The 14325-nt window shown below is 65.2% G+C and carries 12 protein-coding genes; 5 read left to right on the top strand and 7 right to left on the bottom strand.

Features of this window, described 5'->3' with window-relative positions; all coding sequences use genetic code 11:
- Positions 1-17: 17 nt before the first annotated feature.
- Positions 18-3053: an autotransporter outer membrane beta-barrel domain-containing protein gene (locus QMG80_RS14525; protein WP_158658515.1), complete on the bottom strand. Its 3036-nt coding sequence runs from the start codon at positions 3051-3053 to the stop codon at positions 18-20.
- Positions 3054-3393: 340 nt separating this feature from the next.
- On the opposite strand from QMG80_RS14525, the gene QMG80_RS14520 reads away from it, so the two are divergent.
- A complete protein-coding gene (locus QMG80_RS14520) occupies positions 3394-4512 on the top strand; it encodes an amidinotransferase (RefSeq protein WP_085773406.1) in 1119 nt (372 codons plus the stop codon).
- Positions 4513-4572: 60 nt separating this feature from the next.
- Here the strand turns inward: QMG80_RS14520 and QMG80_RS14515 are convergent, their stop codons facing one another.
- The 3 genes from QMG80_RS14515 to QMG80_RS14505 all read right to left on the bottom strand — a co-directional run bounded on the left by QMG80_RS14515 (position 4573) and on the right by QMG80_RS14505 (position 6545).
- Entirely contained in the window at positions 4573-4884 is a 312-nt protein-coding gene (locus QMG80_RS14515; RefSeq protein ID WP_085773405.1) for a DMT family transporter, read from the bottom strand.
- 552 nt (positions 4885-5436) lie between these two features.
- Entirely contained in the window at positions 5437-5778 is a 342-nt protein-coding gene (locus tag QMG80_RS14510) for a hypothetical protein (RefSeq protein ID WP_085769819.1), read from the bottom strand.
- A gap of 299 nt (positions 5779-6077) precedes the next feature.
- Entirely contained in the window at positions 6078-6545 is a 468-nt protein-coding gene (locus QMG80_RS14505; RefSeq protein WP_102938033.1) for a hypothetical protein, read from the bottom strand.
- A 159-nt stretch (positions 6546-6704) separates the two neighbouring features.
- Here QMG80_RS14505 and QMG80_RS14500 point away from each other — a divergent pair, with 159 nt between their 5' ends.
- The 3 genes from QMG80_RS14500 (at position 6705) to QMG80_RS14490 (ending at position 8906) form a co-directional block, all read left to right on the top strand.
- Positions 6705-7286, top strand: coding sequence for a YqaA family protein (locus QMG80_RS14500; protein ID WP_199769010.1), 582 nt, complete (start codon positions 6705-6707; stop codon positions 7284-7286).
- On the top strand, positions 7283-7798 hold the full coding sequence (locus tag QMG80_RS14495) for a disulfide bond formation protein B (RefSeq protein ID WP_085769817.1): 516 nt from the start codon (positions 7283-7285) through the stop codon (positions 7796-7798). Before QMG80_RS14500 ends, QMG80_RS14495 begins: the two co-directional genes overlap by 4 nt.
- Positions 7799-8282: 484 nt before the next feature.
- On the top strand, positions 8283-8906 hold the full coding sequence (locus QMG80_RS14490) for a LabA-like NYN domain-containing protein (RefSeq protein ID WP_085769816.1): 624 nt from the start codon (positions 8283-8285) through the stop codon (positions 8904-8906).
- A gap of 247 nt (positions 8907-9153) precedes the next feature.
- Here the strand turns inward: QMG80_RS14490 and smpB are convergent, their stop codons facing one another.
- Positions 9154-9630 (bottom strand): SsrA-binding protein SmpB, encoded by a 477-nt coding sequence (gene smpB, locus QMG80_RS14485; RefSeq protein ID WP_085769815.1) that lies wholly within the window; start codon positions 9628-9630, stop codon positions 9154-9156.
- Positions 9631-9638: 8 nt separating this feature from the next.
- Complete coding sequence (dapA, locus tag QMG80_RS14480) at positions 9639-10532, bottom strand: 4-hydroxy-tetrahydrodipicolinate synthase (protein ID WP_085769814.1); 894 nt, start codon at positions 10530-10532, stop codon at positions 9639-9641.
- Between the two features lie 255 nt (positions 10533-10787).
- On the opposite strand from dapA, the gene QMG80_RS14475 reads away from it, so the two are divergent.
- Positions 10788-13013, top strand: a complete 2226-nt coding sequence (locus tag QMG80_RS14475) for a lytic transglycosylase domain-containing protein (protein WP_085773403.1) — start codon at positions 10788-10790, stop codon at positions 13011-13013.
- A 43-nt stretch (positions 13014-13056) separates the two neighbouring features.
- On the opposite strand, the gene QMG80_RS14470 is transcribed toward QMG80_RS14475, so the two are convergent.
- Complete coding sequence (locus QMG80_RS14470) at positions 13057-14325, bottom strand: PepSY-associated TM helix domain-containing protein (protein WP_085769813.1); 1269 nt, start codon at positions 14323-14325, stop codon at positions 13057-13059.

Raw genomic sequence — 14325 nt, 5'->3', positions numbered from 1 at the left:
TTCTGCGGGCGTCGCGCTCAAAAGCCCCAGCGAAAGCCGACGCGGCCGAAATAGACCTGGCCGCGGTCGGAGAACTCGCCGTCGAACTTGGCGAAGAGCGTCGTATCGCCCGGCATCCGCAGCTCGGGCCCGAGCGAAACGACCGCAGCATTGCGGCCAGGGCGCGCGCCTTCGACGCCAAAACCCGTCCCCGGCAGGATCGCGAAAGCCGCGGCGAGCGTGGGATCGCTCACCCAGTCATGCGCATAGGCGGCGCGGCCGCGCAGCGCCAGCATTGAGGGACCGAAAGCGCCGATCGCGCGCTCGAAACGCGCGCCGATTTCCGTGCGGGCGTCGGTGAAAGAGCGGCCGGCATAGGTGAGCGCGAACCCCGAAGCCATCGGATCGCTCTCGCCATAGCCCGGCATGACGAAAACCTGCTCCTGCGCCGCGACATAGGGCGAGACGCCGAGGAGCGCGACGTCGCGCAAGCCCGCCTCGATCCGTCCCGCGTAGTTTTGCGACTGGAAGCGCGCTGTCAGCCCATAACCCATGGCGTTGCGCGACGTGTCCATCCAGTGGTTGCCGAAGGCGAAGGCGGAAGCGACGTAGGCGGAACCGAAGCGCATGAGGCCGTAGAGGCTCGCCTGGAGCATATCGTCGTGGCCGCCGCCGAGCCCCTGGGCGAGGCCCCAGTCTGCGCCGCCGCCGGAAAGCGCGAGGCCCAGCCTCACGCCGGGCGCCGGCCGATAGTCGATGCCCGAAGCGAGACCGAAGGCGCTTCCCGCGAAGGCGTGCGCGCCAGCGCTGTAATCGGCCGAGAGATTGGAATAGCCGCCGAAAGAGCTCGCCCAGACGCCCCAAACGGGCCGCGGGATCAGGATCGGGAGCGGCGCGGACTTGCCGGCGTCGGGCATGATCAGCGCGATGGCTTTTGGTCGCGCGACGGTCTCCTCCTCGGCGTAGCGCATCGGCTGGACGGGCGAGGCGGCGCCGCTGTTCCCCTCCGCGGTCGCGGCGTCGAAGATCAGATCGAAGAACTGGTTCGCCGCGCCAAAGCTCGTCTGCTCGGTTCCGGTCGCCGCTTCGCCGGCGAGCGTCGCGAGCGCGGAGGAAAGCGCCGGGGCGTTGAGGTTATAGAGCGAGACGAAATTCGGCGGCAGCGCGCCGCCGGCGTTGAAATAGAGGTTCAGCGCATTGGCCACGTGCTGCTGATTGCCGGGCAGGCCGAAGGCGCCGCCAATCGCGCCGCCGCCGAGATTGCTCCAGAGATCGAGATAGACGTCGTTGTTGTCGTAGTTCAGCGTCTCGTGGAATCCTAAGGGCAGCCCCGTCGGAACGAGGCCTGCGAAGCGATTGGCGCCGCCGAGGGCGCCGCCCGCCGCCGTCAGGATCGTATAGCGCCGGGAGAAATAGCTTCCCGGGACGTAAGTCGCGGCGACCGTGCCGCCCGCCAGCGAAGCGTTGCCCTGAACCGCAGCGAAAGTCGAGGTCAGCGTGTTGAGCGTGACCACATAAGTCGAGCCGGAATTGAACGTCAGATTGCCCGCGATCGTCATCGAGCTTCCGGGCGCGCCGGAGCCGGGCGCAAACGCGCCCGCAGTAGCCACGGTGACGGCGCCCACCGTGCCAACGCCGGCGAGCGTGCCGCCGTTGTTCACCGTCATGGCCGCGTTGGGGATGGTGCCGTTCACCATGAGCGTGCCGGCGTCGACGCCCCAACCCATCGTGGCGTCGTTGGCGCCGGTCAGAGTCCAGACGCTCGCGCCGGTCTTTTGGAAAACGCCGAAACCGACATATTGCGCGCCGATCTGCGAGACGTCGAAGCTCGCGTTGGCGCTGCCGCCAAGCCGCAGCGTGTCGGCGGGGCTGAACGCCACCACATTGCCGGTGATGGTCGAGCCGGCTTGCAACTCGAGCACGTTGACGCCGCCCGTGAAACTGATGGCGTTGGCCCGCGTCGCACCGTTGCCGCTGAGGCCACCCGAGATCGTGCCGCCGTTTGTGATGGAGAGTCCAGATCCGATCACGCCAGCGCCGCCCGCCCCGGCGCTTCCGGCTGTGCCTCCGCCAGGCCCGCCGCCGCCGCCCGCGCCGCCGTCCCCGCCCGCAATTATTCCTTGATTTGTGATCGCGCCATCCGAAAGCGAGACGCCCGGCCCGCCGACGCCTCCGTTGCCGCCTATGCCGGCGACAAAGGGCGTGCCGCCCACGCCGCCCGCGCCGCCGCTGACGTTTCCGCCATTAGAAAGGGTCACGCCGGCCAAGGCCGCGAAGAACCCTGCTCCGCCTGAGCCGCCATTTCCACCAATTCCGCCGGCGTCGAGAAGCCCGCCGCCGCCCCCCGTTCCGCCGGTTCCGCCCGTGAGCAGGCCACCGGACGAAAGCGCGAAGCTTCCTCTGGTCGCCGTGGCGTAAACGCCGCCGCCGCCGTCGCCCCCACTGCCGCCGGTGTTGCCGAATCCTCCGACGCCGCCGTTGCCGCCCGCGAGGATGCCGGATGTTCCCGATGCCGACGCGCCAGTGAGAACCGCGCCGTAGCCGCCGGCGCCGCCTCCGCCGCCCCCGCCGCTGTTGCCCACGGCCCCTGTCGGAACTCCGTTATACTGATTTCCGCCAGCCCCACCGGAGCCGCCCGCGAAGCTCACGGAGCCCGAAATGCCAGAGCCGACGAAACCGTTCAGTCCACCGCCACCGCCGCCGCCGCCGCCTTCGCTGTTATTCGCATTGCCGCCCGAGGCGCCAGCTGTCCCGCCGGCCCCTGGATTGGTTCCGCCACCCGCGCCGCCCTGGCCGCCACCCGGCCCGCCGCCGCCGCCGCCCGCTCCATCGCCAAGGGGGCCGAGATTGCCGCTGCCGGCGCCGCCCGCGACACCCGTATAGCCCCCGCCGCCACTCCCTCCGGGAGCGCCATAAGGGTCTGGGCCGCCCGCGCCGCCGACGGACTGCGCGAAGCCCGGCGACGCCAGCATGAAGGGCGTCAGGACGATCGCGGCCGCGCCCGCCCGCAAGCTTTGAGCAGACAGGATGCACCGCCGGGGACCAAGAGAAAGGAAAGCCGGTAGCTCCGACATGGAATCGCCCCCGCATTCGTCTTCTGATACGCAAAACGGCGGATATAATTCCGCGGCTGCGAATTTTGTGAAGATAAAGGGCCCGAGCAACAGCTGACAAATACTTTAGTGATTCGGATGCTCGGCCAGTGACGATTTTTATCGGACGTCTCTTTTTTGCAACAGTACGGCGATTCTCTTGAAAGGGGACGCCGCGCGCGCCGCCGGCGCCTTGCCCGGCTTCTGCGTCACCGCGCCAGGCGGAGCCGGTCCGAATGCCTGGACACCCGACTTGCCGCTGCGCACGCGGCTTGTCATAGCTACGGCTGAAATTAAAACTTCTTTTTGGGAGGCCAATAAGATGGATGAATTGGCGCGCGACGGCGCAATTGGTGCGCAGACTGCGCCTTCGCCCGTTTGCTCGCATAATGAATGGGACCCGCTCGAGGAGATCGTCGTCGGTCGCCTCGAGGGCGCGACGATCCCCTCCGATCACCCCGTCGTCTCCTGCAATATTCCGGGCTTCGCCGCGCGTGCGCAGGCTTGGGCCGGCGGGTTCCGCTATCCGGAATTTCTCGTGAAGCCCGCTCAGCGCGAGCTCGACGGCTTTGTCGCGCTGCTCGAATCGCTCGGCGTGACCGTGCGGCGGCCCGACGCCGTCGACTATCGCCGGAGATTCGGCGCGCCGGGCTGGTCGTCGCGCGGCTTTTGCAATTCCTGTCCGCGCGACAGCCTGCTCGTCATCGGCGAGGAGATCATCGAGACGCCGATGGCCTGGCCCTGCCGCTATTTCGAGACACATTCCTATCGCGGGCTCATCAAGGAATACTTCAGGAAAGGCGCCCGCTGGACCGCGGCGCCCAAGCCCCAGCTCCTCGACGATCTCTATGATGGCGACTTCAAGATCCCGGAGGAAGGCGCGCCGATCGATTACATTCTGACCGAGTTCGAGCCGGTCTTCGATGCGGCCGATTTCTTCCGCTGCGGCCGCGATATTTTCGCCTTGCGCAGCAATGTGACCAACGCCTTCGGCATCGAATGGCTGCGCCGGCATCTGGGCGAGGACTATCGCATTCACGAAGTCCCGAGCCGTTGCCGCATGCCGATGCACATAGACACGACGGTTCTGCCGCTTGGGCCCGGCCGCTTCCTCGTCAATCCGGATTATGTCGACGTCGACGCGCTGCCGCCGATCATGAAGAAATGGGAGATTCTCATCGCCCCCGAGCCCGATCCGATCGAGGATCGGCTTTTGAAGCTCGCCTCGCTCTGCGGCAAATGGCTCAACATGAATATCCTGATGCTGGATGAAAGACGCGTCGTCGTCGATCCGCATCATAAGCGCACGATGCAGGCGATGAAGGATTGGGGGCTGGAGCCCATTCCTTGTCCTTTCCTGCATTACGCGCCCTTCGGCGGCTCCTTCCATTGCGCGACGCTTGACGTGCGTCGGCGGGGGAGGTTGGAAAGCTATTTTTAAGGAGTAGAGCGGCGCTCTTCCGCTTCGCTCGCGATAACGGCGTCGGCAAGCTCGGGGCGTCTACGAGGCGAGCTTCAGCCCGACCATCCCCAGGAGGATGAGCCCAATGCAGCCGAGACGCATCGGCGTCGCCGGCTCGTCGAAGAGATAGACGCCGAGCGCCGTGGTCCCCGCGACGCCGATGCCTGTCCAGATCGCATAGGCCGTGCCGACCGGCAGCGAACGGAGGGCGAGACTCAGGAGTCCCGCGCTTGCTCCCATCGCGGCGAGAATGCCGGCTGAGGGCAAGGCTTTCCCAAAGCCCCAATATTTCAGCGCCACGGCCCAGACGATCTCGAAAAGTCCCGCGAGAAGAAGAATCACCCAGCCCATCGGTTCCCCTTGCGAAGCTGTCCACGCCCTCGCCGTGCTGAAAATCCTGCCAAGCTTACGGACGCCGGCAGTAAACAGCCTCGCAACTATTGCGCAAGTCAGAATCTGCCAGCCCGCGATGCGATTGCGCCGGCGCATATCTGCGGTGGAGTCGTCGCTCGCTTTCTCGAAGGCGCCGCCCAAGGGAATTCCGCACGCGACGGCGCCGGCCCTTTCGTCAAAGCAATCGGGGATCGCAGAATACGCGCGACTCGATGCCGCGGAATGGCCGCAAGCGCGCGGGCGCCGTCGCGGAAAGTCTGAACGTCTGAAGGGGAAAGAACGAGCCGCGAGCGAGGTTAACCTGTTGTTAACCATAACGCCGTTCACTGAAGGTGCGCTACGAATCGCGCGTTACTGAAAGATCATTCCGATAGGGGGAGCAAATGCAGGGTCCCGACGCACAAGTGGTGATGCTCTTCGCGATGCGCTACGGCCCGTTCCTCCTCGCGTGCTTTTTCGCTGGACGAGTCGCGGCTCTACTGCTCCGTTAGAGCCGCGGCTCCGTTCCGTTCAAGCCGCGAGCCAGCAGCTCTCGCGCTCGATGCGGCTTGCGATTCTCTCCACAAGCTCTGTCGCCGAAGCCGGGAAGAAGGTGAAGCCGACGGCGAAGAGCTCCTCGGTGACGATCTCGCTGAACCGGTCGCGTTCGCCCGCGCGGTCTTCCTCGGCTTCCCAAAGGCGCTCGAGCCGTTCATGGACGGGCGTGCCGTTCAAGCCCGAAAGCTCCGCCGCTAGCGTGACGAGCGCGAAAATGGCCCGGCCCGCGCAGCCGTCCTCCGCGCTGGATTTCCTCACCATCAGCCGCTCTTGGGCGACCAGCGAGCAGGGAATGAGACTCTCGAGTCTGAGCATGGCGTCTCCCGTCCTGCCGACGGGGTCGACTTCGACCCGGAGGGGGGAGGCGTGCCCCCCGCACCGCCGACGGCATCCACTTTCAGCGCAGGATGTGGCTTTTGTTAGGAGATTTTTAGCCATAACGCTTGCAATGCGTCATTTTGCGCACTTTGCGCCCAAGCCTCGGCGTTTTGCGCGAGATGAAACCCGGCAGGCCGCCGGGCTTTCTCAAATCTTCGGTTCGAGCGAGGGCGGAAGCGAGCGCTTGATCACGCTGCGTTCAGACGGAATCGCCTGAACGCAGAAAACGCCGCGCTCTAACGCCACCTCTCGTGCGGTCCGCCCCAGCCGCCGTGCGGCCCGCCGCGCCAACCGCCAGGCGGTCCAGGACGCCAGCCGCTGTCCCAGCCGCGCCAACCGCGCCAGCCGCGCCAAACCCAGCGGTTCCAGCCGTAGGGACCGCCCCAGCCGACGCCCTGTCGCCAAGCGGCGCCACACCAATACCAGCCGGGACCGTTCCAGGCGTCGTCGTACCAGCAGTAGCGCTGGCCGCCCCAGAAATACGGGTAGGCCGGGCCGGGAGGCGCAACAACCACCCCGACTGCCGGCGGCGGCGGATAGGGCGGCGGGGGAGGGGGCGGCGGATACGGCGGCGGATAGGCGGGCGCGATTGATGGCCCCGGTCCGGGGCCGTAGTAATCGGCGGCCCTGGCGGCGCCCGAAAGGGCGAAGGCGGCGATCGCGAGGCGCGCGAGGGCGCTACACGATTTCCAGCGCGGCGTCATGGAGTTTCTCCTCCCGTTTCGACAAAGTTTTCAGCGCCGGGGCGGATACGCGGCAATCGTGGCCGAAAAAGGAGTCGGAGCGCGGCGGTCGCGTTGCGGCTGACGGCCGCGCCTGCGTCGCGCTTTCTTATCTTCGCTGCGGATGCTAACGATCCTGCCATGATAAAGAAGCTTTACCAATGGACCCTCCAGCTCTCGCGCGGCCCCCACGCCGAGGCGGCCCTCGCCGCCGTGGCTTTCGCGGAGAGCTCGTTTTTCCCCGTGCCGCCCGACGTGATCCTGCTTCCGATGTCGCTCGCCAAACCCGAGAAGGCTTGGCGATATGCGGCGATCTGCACGCTCGCCTCCGTCGCTGGCGGCGCGCTCGGCTACGCGATTGGCGCCCTGCTTTACGACACGGTAGGGCATTGGCTTATCCATCTTTACGGCTATGAAGAGAAGATGGCCTCCATGCGCGAGTTCTACGCAAAATGGGGCGCCTACTTCATTCTGCTGAAAGGGCTGACGCCTATACCTTTCAAGCTCGTGACGATCTTCTCTGGGCTCTTCGCCTATAACTTTCCTCTCTTCATTCTGCTCTCGCTCATCACGCGCGGCGCGCGCTTCTTCTTTCTGGCCGCGGCGCTGAATCGTTTCGGCGACAGTTTGCGGGACAAGATGGAGGCGCATTTCGGCCTGTTCTTGGGTTCGCTCGCCGCGATTGTCGTCGGCGGCTTCGTCATCGCGGTGAAGCTGTTTTGATTGCGGCGCTCGTCGCGGCTCTGCGAAAGCGTCCGGCCGGGGCGGTCGCGCTCGCCATCCTGCTCGGCGCCGCAGCGACCATCGCGGGCGCGTGGATTTTCGAGGCGCGGGGCTATCTCCCCTGCGAGCTCTGCCTGCTCGGTCGCAAGCCCTATTACCTTGGCATGGCCGTCGCGGCGCTTTGCGTCGGGCTGTCGGCGCGCGGACGCGACGATCTCGCTCGCAAAGGCTTGCCTTTGCTCGCGCTGATCTTCCTCGCTGGGGCGGCGATTGGGGCCTATCATGCCGGGGTCGAATGGAAGCTCTGGCCGGGTCCCGCCGACTGCACGGGGGCGATGGCGCCTCCCGCCTCGCAAGCGGATTTTCTCGCGCGCCTGAAGCACGTAAAGCCCATCCGCTGCGACGAGCCGGCGCTCCTCGTCTTCGGCCTCAGCCTCGCGGCCTGGAGCGCAATGCTGAGCGCGGGTCTATCCGGATTCGCATTCTGGGGATTCTTGCGCCGACACGGTTGAGCCGGCGGATCGCCGGGCGACAGCCGTTCCGCCTCTGCAGGCTCAGGCGCGTCGAGCGAGTGATCGTCCGCTCGAACCTTTGTGGATAGGCGCCGGCGACTAGACTCCGGAACGGCAAGAGCTTTAGTGGCGGAGGTCAACCGCAACAATCATGACGCATAATCGAGGCAAACCTTCATCTCTCAAAAAATTAATGTTTCCCTGCATGTATTTAACGTTTTCCGCCGGGGCCACGCTCTTGACGAAAAATAGATGACAGGTATGTAGAAGGGCGTGGGCGATCCACGATTGTTCTCCATGCTGGGAAGAGGCGATCTACGGTCGGGCAGGCGGGTCGACCGGCGTTCGAGAGACGAGTTCATCCCAATGTGATACAAAGCAATGGGTTCTGAGCCGAGGCTGAAGGCGCCGCGCTATTAACCGGTTCGCGCTCCGTCGCGGGGGAGCGAACTTTTTTCCAACCTTGAAGAACCGCGAGACAGAGATGACAGACAAAGAGAGAATTGCGCTATTCATTGACGGCGCGAACCTCTACGCCACGGCCAAGTCGCTTGGCTTTGACATAGACTACAAGAGATTGCTGCGCGAGTTTCAGGCGAAGGGAACGCTCATCCGCGCCTTCTATTACACGGCGCTGATCGAGGACCAGGAGTATTCCTCTATTCGCCCGCTGATCGACTGGCTGGACTACAACGGTTATGCCGTCGTGACCAAGCCGACCAAGGAATTTGTCGATTCGCTCGGCCGCCGCAAGGTCAAGGGCAATATGGACATCGAGCTCGCGGTCGACGCCATGGAGATGGCGGAGCACATCGAGCACATGGTGCTGTTCTCCGGCGACGGCGATTTCCGCTCGCTCGTTGAGGCCGTGCAGCGCAAGGGCGTCCGCGTCTCGGTGATCTCCACGATCACGACGCAGCCGCCGATGATCGCCGACGAACTTCGCCGTCAGGCCGACGAGTTCATCGATCTCATCCATCTCGTGGGCAAGATCGGACGCGACCCCGGCGAGCGCGCCGAGCGCATGCAGCGCTACCAGGAGCGTCGGCCCGCGCCGCAAGCGGCGGCGCCGGCAGCTGCGGGGCATGACGAGGAAGGCGAGGAGTAAAAGACTCCTCTCTTCAAGGCCTTTCCATAAGCCGGCGCGGGCCTTCTGCGTCGGCTTTTTTCATGTCGATCGATTTTCCTTGGCGCAGCGCCTGGCTGAAGCGAGGCCTGGTCAGCACCCTGCAGGGGTCGCAAATTCTTCCTGGCGCTTGGCGCAGCGCAATCGAAGCCCCGCTTTTCTCGTCGACCCCAACCACTTCTTTTGGCGATGCATGTTTCGCTGGAGAGCCAAGAGCTGGCTCTTCCCGCTATCCCTTATCTCTCAACAGCCGGCCCTTCTCGCGGCCCCAGTCGCGCTTCTTCTCGACCTCGCGCTTGTCGTGAAGCTGCTTGCCGCGCGCCAGCGCGATGCGCAGCTTCGCGCGTCCGCGATCGTTGAAGTAAATGCGCAGCGGCACGATCGTCATCCCTTCGCGCTCGACTCCCTGCGATAGCTTGGCCAATTCGCGCTGCTTGAGCAGAAGCTTCCGCAGCCGCTTGGGTTCGTGGTTGAACCGATTGCCCGCCTCATATTCGGGGATCGTCGCGTTGACGAGCCAAGCCTCGCCCTTGCGGTCAACATGGGCGTAGCTCTCGGCGATCGTCGCCTTGCCGGTGCGCAGCGACTTGACCTCAGTGCCGGTCAAAGCAAGGCCGGCGTCGAAAGTTTCGCCGATCTCGTAGTTGAATCGCGCCTTGCGGTTTTCGGCGACGATCTTGAAATTCGACTCTGAGCTTTGCGCCACGATCCGGCTTATCCTTCGAGCAAGCCGGCGTGGATCATGGCCGCGCGAATGCGATCCTTTGTCGCCTGAGTCACCGGAATGAGCGGCAGGCGCGTCTCCTCGAGGCACCGGCCGAGCAGCGAGAGGCCGTATTTGGCGCCGTTCACGCCGGCCTCGAGGAAGACGGCGACCTGAAGCGGCACGAGCTTGTCCTGGATCGCGAGCGCGGTCTTGAAGTCGCTGGCGAGCGCCGCGTTCTGCAGATCGGCGCAGAGCTTCGGCGCGATGTTGGAGACGACCGAGATGCAGCCCTGCGCGCCGGCCGCCATGCAGGAAAGCGCGGTGATGTCGTCCCCGGAAAGCTGGATGAACTTCGGCCCCATCGCTTGCCTTTGCAAGGAGATTCGTCCGACATTGCCGGTGGCGTCCTTGACCCCGACAATATTCTTGAGCTCGGAGAGTCGCGTCATCGTCTCCACGCTCATGTCGATGACCGAGCGCGGCGGGATATTGTAGATGATGATCGGGATCGACACCGAATCATTAATCGCCTTGAAATGCTGATAGAGCCCTTCTTGATTGGGCTTGTTGTAATAGGGCGTGACGACGAGCAGCCCGTCGGCGCCGGCGCGCTCGGCGTGCCCGGCGAGCGCAACGGCCTCCCTTGTGTTGTTGGAGCCGGCCCCGGCGATCACAGGGACACGGCCGCGCGCCGCTTTAACCGTCGCCGTGATGACCGCGCCATGCTCCTCATGCGACAACGTCGGACTTTCGCCGGTCGTGCCAACCGGCACGAGGCCATGCGTGCCGCTCTCAACCTGCCAGTCGATGAACTGCCGCAGGCAGTCGAAATCAACGTCCCCGTGGTTGAAAGGTGTCACGAGCGCCGTTATCGAGCCGTGAAATATTGCTGCCTTGGGCATCTTCTCAACGCTTTCTCAGCGCCTTGCGGTCGCCGCATTCAGAGCCTACCTGAGTTTGCGGGGCTTCTTAGCCGTTGCCCGCCCGCGTGGAAAGGCCCTCGAAGGCGGCGCTGCGCGAGCAAGGACGGCCCCGGCTTACGTTTGCGCGAGGCGTTAACGAAATCCCCGCGAAATTCATAGACCATGCGTATGGATCGACCTTTCGCTCGGCGTCTCGATCGAGACGGGCGAGGCCAGAGGATGGAGCCTGAAACCATGCTAGGCGGCGGACCGAGACTCTTCTCCAAGACGGGAGCATGGATCGCTGGCGCGACGGTTCTCGCGCTGTTGATCGGGTTTGCCGGGGGCAGCGTGTGGTACGCCCCGGAGGGCGCGTGGCGGGGCTGGGTCGCGCAAATTTCTCCCTGGAGCGCCGCGCCTCAATCCGACGAAGCCGCGAAGCCGCGAGGCGAGGAGAGCGCCGCCGCCGAGCAGCAGCCCGAGAGCGAGGCCGCGCAGCAGCAGGCCGAAGCGTCGGCGGAGCCCGCCGCCCAGAAGCAAGAGCCGCTCGTCGCCTCCTCCGAGCTCGCGACGCTGGTGGGCGCCGAGGCCGAGCCTTTTCTCGCGGCGGTTTCCGCCTATCGCGCCGGCGATTTCGCTGCGGGAGACGCGGCGATCGCCGGCTTGGAGAACCCAATCGCCGTCACCACAGCGCAATGGGTGGGACTGAAGCTCCATTGGCGTAACGCCGGCTTCGAGCGATTGAAGCGCTTCGTCGCTTTGCATCCGAACTGGCCCGCGAGCGATTGGCTGCGTCATCGCGCCGAGGACCAACTCTTGAACGAGGGCCGCTCGGACGCGACGATCAAGGCCTTCTTCAGTGATCGACGGCCCGCCGCCCCGGCGGGCAAGCTCGTCCTGGCCCGGGCTCTCGCCCGAGACGGCGAGTTCGAGCAGGCGACCGCGCTTGCGCGCGAGCTTTGGCGCGAGGACGACTTCGGAGATGGGATCGAGGCGCTGGCGCGCAAGGAGTTTGCGGAGCTGCTGGGTCCAGAGGACCACAGATACCGCGCCGATCGCCTCTTCTATGCGGGGCGGAGCGGCCCGTCGCTGCGCGCCGCCGAGCTCGCCGGCAAGGATGCGGCGCTGCTCGCAAAAGCGCGTGCGGCGGCGAGCATCGGACGCTGCGACGCCAAAATGACCGCGAGCCTGCCGCCCGCATTGCAAAAGGACCCTGGCCTCGTTTTCGCGCGCGTTCGCTACCTGCGCAAGATGAACAAATATCCGGAAGCCGCGGCGGCTCTGCGCGAGGCGCCAACCGCGCCTGAAAAGCTCGTCGACGGCGAGGCCTGGTGGACGGAGCGCAAGACGATTGCGCGCAAGCTCCTCGACAAGGGCGACACGAAGCGCGCCTATGAGGTCTTTGCGGGCCATGCGGCGAAGACGGCGTCTTCGCAAGTCGAGGCGGAATTTCATGCCGGCTGGATCGCCCTGCGGTTCATGAACGACATCGATGCGGCGGAGCGGCATTTTGATCGCGCCGTCGCCATCGCCGAGACGCCGCATCAGAAGTCGCGCGCCGAATATTGGCGCGCCCGCGCTGCGGAGGCGCGTCAGAGTCCCGAGCAGGACGAGATCGCCCGCGCGCATTATCGCGAGGCGGCGACTCATTCTACGACCTTCTATGGCCAGCTCGCGCTCGCCAAGATCGGCTCCAATGTTTCGCCGGTGCGGCCTTCGCCCGAGCCCGCTCTCGGCGACGCGCGCGACGAATCGGTGCGCGCCGTCGAGCTTCTGATCGCCGTGGGCGAAAAAGAGGCGATGAGCGCGCTGGCCTCCGAAGCGGCGAAGCATCTCGAGCGCCCCGAGCAAGTTGCGGCGCTTGCTATCGCCGCGGAGCGCGCGCATGACGCGCGTTTCTCGCTGACGCTCGGCAAGCTCGCATCCTATCGCGGCGTCGCGATAGATGACGCAGCTTTCCCGACCTTCGGCGTTCCGGCGTTCTCGGCGCTGCCGGGCTCGGCCCCGAAGTCGCTCGTCTTCGCGGTGGCGCGCCAGGAAAGCGCCTTCGATCCGCATGTGGTCTCGATCGCCGGCGCGGTGGGGCTCATGCAGATGCTGCCCTCGACCGCGCGCCATACGGCGTCGCTCGCGCATGTCGGCTACGACCCGCATCGGCTCATGAGCGAGCCGGCCTTCAACGCGCAGCTCGGCGCCTCCTTCCTGGGAGAGCTGCTCGGAACCGAGAAGGGCTCCTATATCCTCACGCTCGCGGCGTACAACGCGGGACCGGGACGCGCGGCGCAGTGGATCAACGCCTATGGCGATCCGCGTCACGCCAATGTCGATCCGATCGACTGGGTCGAGCGCATCCCTCTCGCCGAGACACGCAACTACGTGCAGCGCGTGCTGGAGAACTTCGTCGTCTATCGCGCCAAGCTCGGCGAGGAGACGGTGCGCGCCCCGCAGATGGAGCTCGCCAGGGTAGGGGGCGCGAACTGAACCGCGCGTAGCCTCTTCAGGCGCCCCGGTTTGAAGCAGTGGCTTAACTCTCAAAATTCCGATCGGGGTCGAGATCGAGCGCAAGCTCGCGCTCATCTGGTTTGGGCTTCGGCGAAAACTTGCTCGCTTCGCTCTGCGACCGGTTCTTTCTCGCCTGCCGCTTCTTCCACCAGATGTAAACGCCGGTCACGGACAGCATGACGATGGCGAGGCCGAGAGCGCTGACGAAAATGCGGTAAGGAAGACCGAAGACATTGGCGACGTGTAGCTCCCTCAGCCACGTCGTCACCGTGTTGCCGGCGCGCTGGCCGGTGGGTAGATTGACGGCCCTCAACGCGCCCGAATAGGCGTCGAAAATCACCGATGTCGCGCCGCTCCTGTCGCCAATGTCGCGCGACGAGCGCACGCGATATTCGATAAGCCCGAGGGCGCGGGAGAGATAAAGGGCGATCGGTCGCTCGATCGCAAAGTCGTGAATGCGCGCCTCGTCCGCCATCAGCCGCTCGCCAGCGGCCTGCGCTCCCTCCCACTCGAGGAGGTTAGGATTTTCCTTGCTCGGCCCCGCATGCGACCGAACAAGCGCGTCGGGCGTCTCATAATCGAAGATGGCCCGCATCGTATTCGTATAAACCTTCGGCATTGTGAAGCTTACGCTAGACCAGGCGAACACGAGCAGCATCGTCCAGAGCCACAGGCCTCCCGCGCGATGCATATCGAAATTGATGCGGTAGAAAGAAGCGCCCCATTTGATGAGCCAGGCGGGCTTCCAACGTGCAAGGAAGCCTTTCCCCGAGTTTGCGCCGGGAAGCGGCAAGGTCAGATAGAAGGCGACGAAGCAATCGAGGGTCCATAGCAGCGCAACGAAGCCGAGAATCCAGTCGCCGATCCCCTTCATCGCGAGATACATATGCAAGCCGTAAATGAACGGCATGATGTCGTTTTTCGTGCGCGGCAGCGCGTGCCAAGTCACGCGCCCGAGCTCCTTGCTGCTGATGGGATCGAGGTGAATGAACTCGAAGTCGAGCGGGGGCGCGCCCTCCCGCGGCTCCATTCCGATCATCACGGAGCCGGGATCGGCGAAGATCACTGCGCTGACCCGGCCTTGCGGAACGATCTCCTCGGCGCGGCGCGCGAGCGTCGCGGCGCTCAGTTCTATTCCGGCGTGCGGGCCGGGATAGAGTTCTGGGGTGAACCAATGATTGACCTCCGGCCAAAAGGCGAGGAGGCTCCCCGTGAGTCCCACGAGGATCAGAAAGCCCGCCATGGCGAGCCCCGTCCAGCGGTGTAGCCAGACCCAGAAGGCGCGCGCCAT

The sequence above is a fragment of the Methylocystis bryophila genome (genome assembly GCF_027925445.1).
Classification (GTDB): Bacteria; Pseudomonadota; Alphaproteobacteria; order Rhizobiales; family Beijerinckiaceae; genus Methylocystis; species Methylocystis bryophila.
Note: the sequence above shows the minus strand (reverse complement) of the source record. Positions and strands in the feature narration are given on the sequence as shown.

Coding starts and splice junctions, on each gene's coding strand:
- QMG80_RS14525 (WP_158658515.1), bottom strand. CDS start 3,053: ATGTCGGAGCTACCGGCTTTCCTTTCTCTTGGTCCCCGGCGGTGCATC.
- QMG80_RS14520 (WP_085773406.1), top strand. CDS start 3,394: ATGGATGAATTGGCGCGCGACGGCGCAATTGGTGCGCAGACTGCGCCT.
- QMG80_RS14515 (WP_085773405.1), bottom strand. CDS start 4,884: ATGGGCTGGGTGATTCTTCTTCTCGCGGGACTTTTCGAGATCGTCTGG.
- QMG80_RS14510 (WP_085769819.1), bottom strand. CDS start 5,778: ATGCTCAGACTCGAGAGTCTCATTCCCTGCTCGCTGGTCGCCCAAGAG.
- QMG80_RS14505 (WP_102938033.1), bottom strand. CDS start 6,545: ATGACGCCGCGCTGGAAATCGTGTAGCGCCCTCGCGCGCCTCGCGATC.
- QMG80_RS14500 (WP_199769010.1), top strand. CDS start 6,705: ATGATAAAGAAGCTTTACCAATGGACCCTCCAGCTCTCGCGCGGCCCC.
- QMG80_RS14490 (WP_085769816.1), top strand. CDS start 8,283: ATGACAGACAAAGAGAGAATTGCGCTATTCATTGACGGCGCGAACCTC.
- dapA (WP_085769814.1), bottom strand. CDS start 10,532: ATGCCCAAGGCAGCAATATTTCACGGCTCGATAACGGCGCTCGTGACA.
- QMG80_RS14475 (WP_085773403.1), top strand. CDS start 10,788: ATGCTAGGCGGCGGACCGAGACTCTTCTCCAAGACGGGAGCATGGATC.
- QMG80_RS14470 (WP_085769813.1), bottom strand. CDS start 14,325: ATGGCGCGCGCCTTCTGGGTCTGGCTACACCGCTGGACGGGGCTCGCC.